The organism is Anaerostipes sp. MSJ-23, from assembly GCF_018918155.1.
Taxonomy (GTDB): domain Bacteria; phylum Bacillota; class Clostridia; order Lachnospirales; family Lachnospiraceae; genus Anaerostipes.
The window spans coordinates 20,152-32,955 of sequence record NZ_JAHLPY010000023.1; the positions used below are offsets into that span (position 1 = coordinate 20,152).

A 12,804-nucleotide genomic window follows, 5' to 3' on the forward strand; every position below is an offset into this window, starting at 1 on the left:
AGAATATTATAAAAAATAAGCTGTAGTTTTGACTACAGCTTATTTGTGATTATACGAAGTTTTGAGAAAAAACTTCAAAAACGACAAAGCGGACCAAGGTCTGCATGTGATTCAAGGAGGATTTGTCATGAAAATTATTATGTTAGGGGCTCCTGGAGCAGGAAAAGGAACCCAGGCAAAGAAAATTGCCGCAAAGTACCATGTTCCACATATTTCAACCGGAGATATTTTCCGTGCAAATATTAAAGAAGGAACAGAGCTTGGGAAAAAAGCACAGGAATATATGGATCAGGGATTGTTAGTTCCAGATGAACTTGTTTGTGATCTGGTTGTTGACCGTATTCATAAAGATGACTGTGAAAATGGATTTATTCTGGATGGTTTTCCAAGAACAATTCCACAAGCCGATGCTTTGGATGGTGCGCTTGCACAGAATGGTGAGAAGATCGAATATGCAATCGATGTAGAAGTTCCAGATGAAAATATTATTAAGAGAATGGCTGGAAGACGTTCCTGCAAGGATTGTGGAGCTATTTTCCATCTTGTATATAATCCTCCGAAGAAAGAAAACTGCTGCGACGTATGTGGCGGACCATTAGTTCTTCGTGATGATGATAAAGAAGAAACTGTGAAGAAACGTCTGGATGTTTATCATGAACAGACTGCCCCACTGATCGATCACTACAAAAAAGCAGGTTCTTTATATGAAGTTGATGGAACACAGGATATCAATGTAGTATTTGAAGAAATTGAATCTATTTTAGAGGCATAATCTATGGCAGTAACAATTAAGTCCAAACACGAAATTGAATTGATGAGAGAAGCTGGAAAACGTCTGGAAGATGTGCATAATCAGTTAGCAGAAATTATTCGTCCGGGAATCTCCACTTTGGAAATCGATCAATTTGGAGAAAAAGCCATTCGTAAATGGGGATGTATTCCGAACTTTTTAAATTATAATGGATATCCAGCATCGATCTGTGTATCTGTAAATGATGAAGTGGTTCATGGGATTCCACATGCGGATCATATTTTGCAGGATGGTGATATTGTAAGCCTGGATGCAGGACTGATCTATGAGGGATATCATTCAGATGCCGCCAGAACATATGGCGTGGGAAATATTTCAGAAGAAGCAGCCCGTTTGATCAGAGTTACAAAAGAGAGTTTCTTTGAAGGAATCAAATTTGCAAAACCGGAAAATCATTTGTTTGATATTTCAGCTGCAATTCAGCAGTATGTAGAAGCAAATGGATATTCTGTCGTAAGAGATCTTGTAGGACATGGGATTGGAACTCATCTTCATGAAGATCCCGAGATACCAAACTTCAAACAAAAAAGAAAAGGTATCAAGTTAAGACCTGGAATGACATTGGCAATTGAACCAATGGTAAATGAAGGGAGTTTTGAAGTAGCCTGGCTGGATGATGACTGGACGGTTGTCACAGAAGATGAAAGTCTGGCTGCACATTATGAAAACACGATTCTGATCACAGAAGATGGATGTGAAATATTGACGCTGTCTGAATAGGAGGAATGAAAAATGGCAAAGTCAGAAGCAATTGAAGTAGAAGGTACAGTTTTAGAAAAGTTACCAAATGCAATGTTTAAGGTTGAAATCGAAGGAGGACATGTAATTCTTGCACATATCAGTGGAAAACTTCGTATGAATTATATTAAAATCCTTCCTGGAGACAAAGTAACATTAGCATTATCTCCATATGATCTGTCAAAAGGAAGAATTATTTGGAGAGATAAATAAAAAAAGACTTGAAAAATATAGGATACGATGATATAATCATATCCGAACGTTTTTTGAAAGGAGAATTCAAGTGAAGGTTAGAGCATCAGTAAAACCAATTTGCGAAAAATGCAAGGTTATTAAAAGAAAAGGATCTGTCAGAGTAATCTGTGAGAATCCAAAACACAAACAGAGACAGGGATAATTTGCTGATTGATTTCAAAAAGCAAAAGGTCCTTGCCTTTGTGTGTCTGTTTATAAGAAAACAGACAGATTTTGCGGCAGTATTGCTGTACGCATAATGAATTTAGCGGCTGCAGTGTGAGTACAGGTACACTCATACTGATTATTTATAGATAGAATAAATGTTAAGGAAAAGACATATATATCATTTCACCGTACGCGGATATATGGATTGCCCTTAACCGACAACATAATGAATTATTTTTGGAGGAAGAAAAAACATGGCTCGTATTTCAGGTGTTGATTTACCAAGAGAAAAGCGTGTAGAGATTGGTCTTACTTATATTTATGGAATTGGTCTTAGCAGCGCAAAACGTATTTTGGCAGAAGCAAACGTTGATCCTGATACCCGCGTTCGTGATTTAACTGATGAAGAAGTTAAAAAAATCAGTGCAGTCATCAACGATACTCAGGTAGTTGAAGGTGATTTAAGAAGAGAAATCGCTCTTAATATTAAGAGATTAAAAGAAATTGGATGTTACAGAGGAAAACGTCATAGACAGGGACTTCCTTGCCGTGGACAGAAAACAAAGACAAACGCAAGAACAAGAAAAGGTCCTAAGAAGACTGTAGCAAATAAGAAAAAATAAGACACAGCCTAAGCATTATGACGCCGGTTTGGGGTCTGGGAGTGTCACGTTCCGCTTCGGCGGGAGTCCGGATGATACACCCGGCTGCATGGACATGGCAGCTTAGCGGTTTCTTATGAGTGAAACCTTATTGAAATGAAATGAAGAAAGAAAGGTATACGTAATCATGGCTAAAGTTACAAAGAAAAGTGCAAAAAAACGTGTGAAAAAGAATGTACAGCACGGACAGGCACATATTCAGTCATCTTTTAATAATACAATCGTTACATTAACTGATGCACAGGGAAATGCTCTTTCTTGGGCAAGCGCTGGTGGATTAGGATTCAGAGGATCTAAAAAATCTACACCATATGCAGCTCAGATGGCAGCTGAAACAGCTACAAAAGCAGCATTAGTGCATGGATTAAAATCCGTTGATGTAATGGTAAAAGGTCCAGGATCAGGAAGAGAAGCAGCAATCCGTGCTTTATCAGCAGCTGGATTAGAAGTTACAAGCATCAGCGATGTAACACCTGTTCCACATAATGGATGTCGCCCACCAAAACGCAGAAGAGTTTAATTAGGAGGATAGAAAAAGATGGCAATTGATAGAACTCCAGTCTTAAAAAGATGCAGATCCTTAGGTTTAGATCCAGTCTTTTTAGGAATTGATAAAAAATCAAATAGATCTTTAACAAGAGGAAACAGAAAGAAAAGCGAATATGGTCTTCAGCTTTGCGAAAAACAGAAAGCTAAATTCATCTATGGTGTATTAGAAAAACCTTTCCGTAACTACTACGCAAAAGCAGAAAGAATGAAAGGTCAGACAGGTACAAACCTGATGACATTATTAGAGCTTCGTCTTGACAACGTTCTGTTCCGTCTTGGATATGGAAGAACAAGAAAAGAATGCAGACAGATCATTGACCATAAACATGTACTGGTAAACGGAAAACAGGTAAACATTCCTTCTTACCAGGTAAAAGTTGGTGATGTAATCGAAATCAAAGAAAAACACAGAACTTCTCCAAGATATAAAGAAATTCTGGAAATTACTGATGGAAGAATGGTTCCATCTTGGCTGGAAGCTGACCATGACAACTTTACAGGAACAGTAAAAGAACTTCCTACAAGAGATGAAATCGACGTACCAGTTAACGAGACATTAATCGTCGAGTTATATTCTAAATAATAACCCTCAATTAAATCCTAAGCCAGAAGGAGGGCCCATATGTTTGAATTTGAAAAACCAAATATTGAGATTAGTGAGATTTCAGAAGATAATCGTTTTGGACGTTTTGTTGTAGAACCTTTAGAAAGAGGTTATGGTACAACTCTTGGGAATTCCTTAAGACGTATCATGCTTTCATCCTTACCAGGAGCAGCAGTAAGTTCTGTAAAGATCAAAGGTGTTTTACACGAATTCAGCTCAATTCCAGGTGTCAAAGAGGATGTGCCTGAAATCATTATGAACATCAAGTCCCTGGCAATTAAAAATGACAGCCAGTCCAATGAACCAAAACAGGCTTATATTGAGTTCACTGGAAGAGGTGTTGTAACTGCCGGAGATATCAAGGCTGACAGTGATATTGAGATCTTAAATCCAGAGCAGGTCATTGCAACGTTAAGCGATGAAAGTAGTAAACTGGATATGGAACTTACCATTACGAAAGGCCGTGGATATGTCGGTGCTGACAAGGCAGATAAAGAAGGAAAAGCAATTGATGAAATTGCTGTTGATGCGATCTATACACCTGTAGAACGTGTCAATCTGAAGGTGGAAAATACACGTGTAGGTCAGATTACAGATTATGATAAACTGACATTGGACGTGTTTACAAATGGTACACTGACACCAGATGAATCTGTTAGTTTAGCAGCGAAAGTATTATGCGAGCATCTGAATTTATTCGTAGATCTTTCTGAAAATGCCAAGACTGCAGAAGTTATGGTAGAAAAAGAAGATGATGAGAAAGAAAAAGTTCTTGAAATGAGCATTGATGAACTGGAATTATCCGTTCGTTCTTACAATTGCTTAAAGAGAGCTGGCATCAATACAGTAGAAGAGTTAACAAATAAAACTTCAGAAGATATGATGAAAGTTCGTAACCTTGGACGTAAATCATTAGAAGAAGTGTTAGCAAAATTAAGTGAACTTGGATTATCTTTAAGTTCCGGAGATGAATAAAACTATAAACCAGACCCGCCTAGGCTGAAGGAAGAAGTAGGCAAGGCGAAAAAACCAGGAGGTCAATAAAATGGCAAAATACAGAAAATTAGGAAGAACTTCTTCTCAGAGAAAAGCACTGATCCGTGCTGAAGTAACAAATCTTTTACACTATGGAAAGATCGTTACAACAGAAGCAAAAGCAAAAGAAATCCGCAAGGTAGCTGAAAAGCTGATCGCTTTAGCAGTAAGAGAAAAAGACAACTTCGAAACAGTTACAATCGATGCAAAAGTTGCAAAGAAAGATGAGAACGGAAAACGCGTAAAAGAAGTTGTAGATGGTAAAAAAGTAACTGTTTATGATACAGTTCAGAAAGAAATCAAGAAAGATTTACCATCCCGCTTACATGCAAGAAGACAGATGTTAAAGGTATTATATCCTGTAACTGAAGTTCCAACAGCTGCTGCTGGAAAGAAAGCAAATACAAAGAAAATCGATTTAACAGCTAAGTTATTCGATGAATATGCACCAAAATATGCTGAACGTAACGGTGGTTACACAAGAATCGTTAAAATTGCTCAGCGTAAAGGTGATGCAGCATTAGAAGTATTACTTGAGTTAGTATAGTCATATTGACGAAAATAATTCAAGATAATCAATAAGTTTTATTTTAATTCCAAATCGACAACAACAAGAAAAGAGCCTTTCTTAGAAGAATCTAAGATTGGTTCTTTTTTTATTATCAGAGAACTTTGTTGTAGTTTCAAGGCAAAAATTTTTAGCTGTTTATATCCAAGTAGTTCACAAACTACCTGTCTTGCCTATGGAATTGATTCTTGCTATAATAGGAAACAATGAGCAAAGGAGGATTTAGTGAGAAAAAAATGGCGATACTTGATGTAAAAAATTTAATACACAAATATATTGCATATGAAGATTCTCAGGATGAATCGCAGGAAATTAAAGAAGAAATCAAAGCAATTGATGATATTAGTTTTCATGTGGAAAAAGGAGAATTTATAGCGATCCTTGGAAGAAATGGATCTGGGAAATCATCGCTTGCAAAACACATAAATGGATTGCTGATGCCAACAGAAGGGGCAGTCTATGTAAAAGGAATGGATACGAAAGACTATCGAAATCTCTTAAATATCAGACAGAGTGCCGGGATTGTTTTTCAAAATCCGGATAATCAGATTGTTGGAACAATTGTAGAAGAAGATGTTGCTTTTGGACCAGAAAATATGGGAGTTCCATCGGAAGATATATGGAAAAGAATTACAAGAGCTTTGGAAGGTGTAGGAATGAGTGCTTATAAAGAAGCAAGTCCAAATCATTTATCTGGAGGACAAAAGCAAAGAATTGCAATTGCTGGAATTATGGCAATGGAGCCGGAATGTATTGTATTAGATGAGCCAACAGCTATGCTTGATCCGCAAGGAAGAAGGCATGTTTTAACATTGGTAAAAGAGTTGAATCAGGAAAAAAAGATTACGATCCTTATGGTAACCCATCATATGCAGGAAGTTTTACTGGCAGATCGTATTATTGTAATGGATCATGGAAAGATTGTAATGGATGGCACTCCGAAAGAGATCTTTTCAAGGGTGGAGGAATTAAAAAAGCTTGGTTTAGAAGTTCCTTATGCAACAGAGCTTGCTTATGAACTTAGAAAAGAAGGCGTTCCGTTATCAGAAGATATTACGACGAGAGAAGAACTTGTGGAGGAATTATGTCAATTCGTTTAGAACATGTGAATTATATTTATAAGGATAACTCGGATGATGTACATCAGGCATTAAAAGATGTAAATCTCGAGATTAGACCAGGGGAATTTATTGGGATTGTAGGACATACTGGTTCAGGAAAGTCAACACTTATTCAGCATCTAAATGGACTTTTACGACCATCATCCGGGAAAGTACTTTATGATGAAAAGGATATTTTTGAAGAAGGATACCCTTTGCGTCAGCTGCGTGGGAAAGTTGGAGTATGCTTTCAATATCCAGAATATCAGTTATTTGAACAAAATATTTTGGAGGATGTCTGTTTTGGACCAATGAATTTTGGAAAGACAAAAGAAGAAGCTATGACTCTTGCAAAAGGAGCATTAGCAAGTGTTGGGATGTCAGAAGATTTATTTTTAAAATCTCCATTTGAATTGTCTGGAGGACAGAAACGCCGTGTTGCGATTGCTGGAATTCTCGCAATGGAACCAGAATATTTTGTTTTAGATGAACCAACAGCAGGACTTGATCCAATCGGAAGAGATCAGATCCTTAACCTTTTAAGAAAGCTTCATGAAGAAAAAAATATGACAATTATTCTTGTCTCTCATAGTATGGAAGATGTAGCGGAATATGTAGATCGTATGATTGTTATGAATCATGGAGAGGTCTTATTTGATGATGATAAGCGTAAGGTTTTTCAGCATGAAAAGGAATTAAATGAAATTGGATTAAGTGTCCCATTTTATTGTTCTTTGATGAAAGACTTGAATGCACATGGATTTCCTGTAAAAACGGATGTCCTAACAGTAGAAGAAGCAAAAGAAGCAATTATGGAAGTGATAAGGAAGAAGCGGAACAATGCTTAGAGATGTAACAATAGGACAATATTATAAGACGGATTCAGTTATTCACAGGCTGGATCCGAGAGTAAAATTATTTGGAACGATGATTTATGTAATTACATTATTTATGCATAGATCACCGGCCATGTATGTGATGTCACTTATTTTTTTAATCGGTATGATTGCCCTGTCAAAAGTCCCGTTTTCGTATATTGTAAAAGGACTAAAACCAATCGTAGTCATTTTAATTTTTTCCATGGCAATGAATTTAATTTTTATTTCTGGAAATGTTTTGGTTGCAATTGGACCGATTCATATAACCGATGCCGGAGTAGAGACAGCAATTTATCTTGGAACAAGACTGGTCATGCTTGTACTTGGTACTTCACTTTTGACGTTTACAACAACACCAAATCAGCTGACCGATGGATTGGATAAGTCTCTTGGATTTTTAAACAAAGTAAAAGTACCAGTTCATGAGATCGCAATGATGATGTCCATTGCACTTCGTTTCATTCCAGTTTTGACGGAAGAACTTGATAAGATTATGAAAGCACAAACAGCAAGAGGAATTGATTTTGAGTCTGGAGGACTTTTACAGAGAATTAAAAGTATGGTGCCGATCATTGTACCGCTGTTCCTAGCAGCTGTTAGGCGCGCCAATGATCTTGCAATGGCAATGGAATCCAGATGTTATCATGGAGGAGAAGGCAGAACCAAGTTGAAACCGCTAGTTTATGAAAAAAGAGATTATGCAGGATATATCTTTTTGTTTATCTTTCTGGCGTTTATGATTTATCTTGGATTTTTCAGCCCATGGAGATAGAAAATGAAACGAATAAAATTAGAAGTCGCTTATGATGGAACGAATTATTGTGGCTGGCAGATTCAGCCAAACGATATTACAGTACAGGGTGTATTAAATAAACATTTATCGGAGCTTCTTGGAGAAGAAATCCAAGTTATGGGAGCGAGTCGAACCGATTCAGGCGTACATGCTCTCGGAAATGTAGCAGTTTTTGATACAGAAAGCCGTATTCCTGGAGAAAAAATGGCAAAGGCTTTAAATGCGAGGCTCCCAGAAGATATTGTAATACAATCTTCAAAAGAAGTAGCACCAGATTTTCATCCAAGGTTTCAGGAAACAAGAAAAACTTACGAATATACATTTTATAATGCAACTTATGACAATCCGGTAACAAGCCGGCATCATCATTTTGTATATGTACCACTGAATGTGGATAAAATGAACGAGGCAGCAAAATATTTTGAGGGAAAACATTGTTTTATTAGCATGTGCAGCATAAAGGCACAGACCACAACTTATGTAAGGACTATTTATCATTGCGAGGTTTTCCAGCATGGACGTTATATTATTATGCGAGTCACCGGAAGTGGCTTTCTTTATAATATGGTAAGACTAATGGCAGGTACTCTGCTTGAAATTGGACGAGGAAAAAAAGAAGTAGATTGGATAAAAGAAATTCTTGCATCAAAAGAAAGAGTAGCAGTTGGTCCGAAACTTCCAGCAAAGGGATTAACATTGATTAGAATTGAGTATCCGGAGGCAAATGATCATGACAAATAGTTGGATTATCTTTCAAAAACTACTTGTACTTTTTGGATTTATATTAATAGGAAGTATTTGCTATAAGAAAAAATGGATTTCAGATCACAGCGGAACACAAATTTCTGGACTGATTGTCAATATTTTTAATCCCGCACTGATCATCTCTGGTGTAACTGGATCAAAATCAAATGGAGATTGGAATCTTGTATTTCTGAATCTTCTTTTAGCAGTTCTTATGTTTTTGGTATTGATTGGGATTAGCCCATTGTTTGTACGAATTCTTGGAATTGAAAAGAAGCAGAGAAATATTTATTCCGTTATGTTAATCTTTTCAAATCTTGGATTTGTTGGAATTCCATTGATTCAAGAGTTATATGGAAGAGGAGCTATTTTTTATGTAGCTTTGTATACACTTGTTTATAATATTTTATTTTATACTTATGGCATTTATCTATTTGAAAAAGAAAAATCAGATGGACATGGAAACATAAAATTTCAGTGGAAAAAAATGCTGAATCCTGGAGTAATAGCATGTTTATTATCTCTTGTACTTTTTGCATCCCAGATATCCGTGCCATCTCCGGTTGTTAGCTTTTTTGACTATCTTGGAAATGCAGCAATTCCATTATCTATGATTATGACAGGAGTTTCCCTTGCCAAAATGCCATTGAAAGAGGTATTTCGTGATATTAAAATGTACCAGTTTACTTTTTTAAAAATGCTGGTCATTCCAATTATTGCGGCATTACTGATTCGCTATGTTTCGGTAAATCCAGTTCTTGCCGGAATTATGGTATTGATGTTTGGAATGCCAAATGGAAGTATGCCGGTGATGCTTGCAGTTGATTATGGACTAGATAGTTCTATTTGTAGCCGTGGGATTGTTCTTACAACGATTTTATCGTTAATTACATTGCCGATTATTACCTGCTTTGTGTGATTGCATAACAGGGAAATTGTAGAAAAATCAAGGATTTTTCTATTGACACGCACACGTGTGTATTATATAATATAAAACTGTGACATGAGAAAAAATACCACCCCCAAAGCCCCGGCGGGAGTATTTTATATAAACACAATGATTGATAGAAATATAGATATGAAGGAGGAACACCATGAAAAGTTTTATGGCCAGCCCATCAACAATTGAAAGAGAATGGTATGTAGTTGATGCTACAGGACATACATTAGGACGTTTAACATCAGAAATCGCAAAAATCTTAAGAGGTAAAAACAAACCTACTTATACACCACACATTGACACAGGTGATCATGTGATCGTTGTCAATGCAGACAAAATCAAAGTAACTGGTAAAAAATTAGACCAGAAAATCTATTACCATCATTCAGACTATGTTGGTGGAATGAAAGAACAGACATTAAGAGAAAAATTAGCTAAGAAACCTGAAGATGTAATTTATCTTGCAGTAAAGGGTATGCTTCCAAAAGGTCCTTTAGGAAGACAGATGATTAAAAAGCTTCATGTATATGCAGGCCCAGAGCACAAGAATCAGGCTCAGCAGCCAAAAGCATTAGAAATCAAGTATTAATTAGAAGGAGGACGAAGAAGTGGCTACAGCAAAATATTATGGAACTGGTAGAAGAAAAAACAGTGTTGCCAGAGTATATTTAGTACCTGGAACAGGAAAAATCACAATCAATAAAAGAGATATTGATGAATATCTTGGATTAGAAACATTAAAAGTAGTTGTACGTCAGCCATTAGTTGCTACAGATACTGCTGATAAATATGATGTATTAGTAAACGTTCATGGTGGTGGATTTACTGGACAGGCAGGAGCAATCCGTCATGGTATTTCAAGAGCTTTATTACAGGTTGATGGAGAATTCCGTTCAACTTTGAAAAAAGCAGGATTCTTAACAAGAGACCCAAGAATGAAAGAAAGAAAGAAACCAGGTCTCAGAAAAGCACGTCGTGCACCACAGTTCTCAAAACGTTAATTATACGGTTTTTGGAAACGTACAAAAAGAATGTTACAAACCTCTCAATGGAGAAATCTATTGGGAGGTTTTTTATTATTTCATAGGAAATTTCGATGAAATCCACTATGAAATAATAAAGCCATCTTAAATTCTGTCATGGCATTGGAATAACAAAAATAGAATAAATACTTATACTGATAATAATTATCATAAATACCCATTGATTTTTTGCTTTTGTTTTAGTATGATAATAACAGTTAGCGAAGGCTAACCAGTGTGAATGAATCATGTGGACTCCTCGAATTGGAAACACTGCCTGCACTTAAAGTGTTTTCAAACTGGAAGCTTTACCCTCTTCCAGCGGGGAGTACTGCTATGTATAGGGAAGGAGAATTTTGGGAATGAATTATTTAGAGATTGAAAAGGTTATAGGAAGAGAAATCCTAGATTCTAGAGGAAATCCAACCGTAGAAGCTGAAATCACTTTAGTTGATGGAACAGTTGCAAGAGGAACTGCTCCAAGTGGTGCATCTACAGGAGAATTTGAAGCTCTGGAATTAAGAGATGGAGATAAAGAAAGATATTTAGGAAAAGGCGTTACAAAGGCCGTAGAAAATATTAATACAAAAATTAGTGAAGCAATCGTTGGATTAGATGCTTCTGATACATATGCCGTTGATAAAGCAATGATCGATGCAGACGGAACAAAAGATAAATCAAATTTTGGAGCAAATGCAATCCTGGCTGTATCTATTGCAGCAGCAAGAGCGGCAGCTACTTCTTTAGAAGTGCCGTTATATAGATTTTTAGGTGGCGTTTCCGGAAATCGTCTTCCAGTTCCAATGATGAATATCGTAAATGGTGGATGTCATGCATTATCATCAGGACTTGATGTACAGGAATTTATGATCATGCCAGTTGGTGCACCTTCTTTTAAAGAATGTTTAAGATGGTGTGCAGAAGTATTCCATGCATTAGCAGGAATCTTAAAAGAACGCGGACTGGCTACTTCTGTTGGCGATGAAGGTGGATTTGCACCTGCATTAAAATCAGATGAAGAAGCAATTGAAACAATTCTGGAAGCAGTGAAAAAAGCTGGATATGAGCCAGGAAAAGACTTCAGAATCGCTATGGATGCTGCATCTTCTGAATGGAAGAGCGAAAAAGGAAAAGGATATTATAAACTTCCAAAAGCTGGAACAGAATATACAGCAGAAGAGCTGATCGAACATTGGGCAGCTTTATGTGAAAAATATCCGATCATTTCTATCGAAGATGGTTTAGATGAAGAAGACTGGGAAGGATGGAAAAAACTGACAGAAAGACTTGGAGATAAAGTACAGCTTGTTGGGGATGATTTATTCGTAACAAATACAGAAAGACTTTCAAAAGGTATTGAAATGGGAGCAGGAAATTCCATCCTAATTAAATTAAACCAGATTGGTTCCATTTCAGAAACTCTCGAGGCAATCAAAATGGCACATAAAGCAGGATACACAGCTGTAACATCTCATCGTTCTGGTGAAACAGCTGATACAACAATCGCAGACCTTGCGGTTGCATTAAATACATGCCAGATCAAGACAGGAGCACCTTCAAGATCTGAACGTGTAGCAAAATACAATCAGCTTCTGCGTATTGAAGAAGCTCTTGGAGATAGTGCTGTATATCCAGGAATCAAAGCATTCAATGTAAAATAGGCATATCCTTATTGCAAAATAACCCTTATATAAAAAACACAAAAAAAGTCTCTGAATTTTAATATTCAGGGACTTTTTTGTTATGATGTGCGCCTAGCGGCGCACGTTTCTAAAGGGTTAAAGTCCCGAATCCGCCCGGTAGTGGGAAGGATATAGCCGAAGGCAAGGGTGGTCATCGCGAGATGGAATCTGAAGGAAGCTGGATGTGAGGAACATACTAACTCACGGGCAAATCTCTGGTCTGACGAACAGAAATCTCATATGAGGTCATGCATGAGGGCAAGACTGCATCACAAG

At 36.9% G+C, this 12,804-nt stretch carries 17 protein-coding genes; all 17 read left to right on the forward strand.

Going from position 1 to position 12,804, the window contains the following annotated elements; genetic code table 11:
* Positions 1-127 precede the first annotated feature (127 nt).
* Positions 128-772 carry an adenylate kinase gene (locus tag KQI71_RS11680; RefSeq protein WP_216436305.1) on the forward strand — a complete coding sequence of 215 codons (645 nt, stop codon included), beginning with the start codon at positions 128-130 and terminating at the stop codon, positions 770-772.
* A 3-nt stretch (positions 773-775) separates the two neighbouring features.
* On the forward strand, positions 776-1,531 hold the full coding sequence (gene map / locus KQI71_RS11685; protein WP_216436306.1) for a type I methionyl aminopeptidase: 756 nt from the start codon (positions 776-778) through the stop codon (positions 1,529-1,531).
* Between the two features lie 12 nt (positions 1,532-1,543).
* The gene (gene infA, locus KQI71_RS11690) at positions 1,544-1,762 is read left to right on the forward strand and encodes a translation initiation factor IF-1 (RefSeq protein WP_216436307.1); all 219 of its coding nucleotides are present in this window, start codon (positions 1,544-1,546) and stop codon (positions 1,760-1,762) included.
* Positions 1,763-1,832: 70 nt separating this feature from the next.
* Positions 1,833-1,946, forward strand: coding sequence for a 50S ribosomal protein L36 (gene rpmJ / locus KQI71_RS11695; protein ID WP_009203726.1), 114 nt, complete (start codon positions 1,833-1,835; stop codon positions 1,944-1,946).
* Positions 1,947-2,205: 259 nt separating this feature from the next.
* Positions 2,206-2,574, forward strand: a complete 369-nt coding sequence (gene rpsM / locus KQI71_RS11700) for a 30S ribosomal protein S13 (protein ID WP_216436308.1) — start codon at positions 2,206-2,208, stop codon at positions 2,572-2,574.
* A 166-nt stretch (positions 2,575-2,740) separates the two neighbouring features.
* Positions 2,741-3,133: a 30S ribosomal protein S11 gene (gene rpsK / locus KQI71_RS11705; RefSeq protein WP_008393375.1), complete on the forward strand. Its 393-nt coding sequence runs from the start codon at positions 2,741-2,743 to the stop codon at positions 3,131-3,133.
* A gap of 18 nt (positions 3,134-3,151) precedes the next feature.
* A complete protein-coding gene (gene rpsD, locus KQI71_RS11710) occupies positions 3,152-3,745 on the forward strand; it encodes a 30S ribosomal protein S4 (RefSeq protein WP_216436309.1) in 594 nt (197 codons plus the stop codon).
* 39 nt (positions 3,746-3,784) lie between these two features.
* Positions 3,785-4,741 (forward strand): DNA-directed RNA polymerase subunit alpha, encoded by a 957-nt coding sequence (locus KQI71_RS11715; RefSeq protein ID WP_216436310.1) that lies wholly within the window; start codon positions 3,785-3,787, stop codon positions 4,739-4,741.
* A 70-nt stretch (positions 4,742-4,811) separates the two neighbouring features.
* The gene (gene rplQ / locus KQI71_RS11720; protein WP_216436311.1) at positions 4,812-5,348 is read left to right on the forward strand and encodes a 50S ribosomal protein L17; all 537 of its coding nucleotides are present in this window, start codon (positions 4,812-4,814) and stop codon (positions 5,346-5,348) included.
* Positions 5,349-5,605: 257 nt separating this feature from the next.
* Complete coding sequence (locus KQI71_RS11725; protein WP_216436320.1) at positions 5,606-6,469, forward strand: energy-coupling factor transporter ATPase; 864 nt, start codon at positions 5,606-5,608, stop codon at positions 6,467-6,469.
* A complete protein-coding gene (locus KQI71_RS11730; protein ID WP_216436312.1) occupies positions 6,454-7,317 on the forward strand; it encodes an energy-coupling factor transporter ATPase in 864 nt (287 codons plus the stop codon). Before KQI71_RS11725 ends, KQI71_RS11730 begins: the two co-directional genes overlap by 16 nt.
* Positions 7,310-8,119, forward strand: a complete 810-nt coding sequence (locus KQI71_RS11735) for an energy-coupling factor transporter transmembrane component T family protein (RefSeq protein WP_216436313.1) — start codon at positions 7,310-7,312, stop codon at positions 8,117-8,119. The genes KQI71_RS11730 and KQI71_RS11735 overlap by 8 nt, the downstream gene beginning before the upstream one ends.
* A 3-nt stretch (positions 8,120-8,122) precedes the next feature.
* Positions 8,123-8,881: a tRNA pseudouridine(38-40) synthase TruA gene (gene truA, locus KQI71_RS11740; RefSeq protein ID WP_216436314.1), complete on the forward strand. Its 759-nt coding sequence runs from the start codon at positions 8,123-8,125 to the stop codon at positions 8,879-8,881.
* Positions 8,871-9,803 carry an AEC family transporter gene (locus tag KQI71_RS11745; protein ID WP_216436315.1) on the forward strand — a complete coding sequence of 311 codons (933 nt, stop codon included), beginning with the start codon at positions 8,871-8,873 and terminating at the stop codon, positions 9,801-9,803. The genes truA and KQI71_RS11745 overlap by 11 nt, the downstream gene beginning before the upstream one ends.
* A 175-nt stretch (positions 9,804-9,978) precedes the next feature.
* Positions 9,979-10,413 carry a 50S ribosomal protein L13 gene (gene rplM / locus KQI71_RS11750; RefSeq protein WP_216436316.1) on the forward strand — a complete coding sequence of 145 codons (435 nt, stop codon included), beginning with the start codon at positions 9,979-9,981 and terminating at the stop codon, positions 10,411-10,413.
* A gap of 19 nt (positions 10,414-10,432) precedes the next feature.
* Positions 10,433-10,825, forward strand: coding sequence for a 30S ribosomal protein S9 (gene rpsI, locus KQI71_RS11755; protein WP_216436317.1), 393 nt, complete (start codon positions 10,433-10,435; stop codon positions 10,823-10,825).
* Positions 10,826-11,208: 383 nt separating this feature from the next.
* Complete coding sequence (gene eno / locus KQI71_RS11760) at positions 11,209-12,507, forward strand: phosphopyruvate hydratase (RefSeq protein ID WP_216436318.1); 1,299 nt, start codon at positions 11,209-11,211, stop codon at positions 12,505-12,507.
* Positions 12,508-12,804 lie beyond the last annotated feature (297 nt).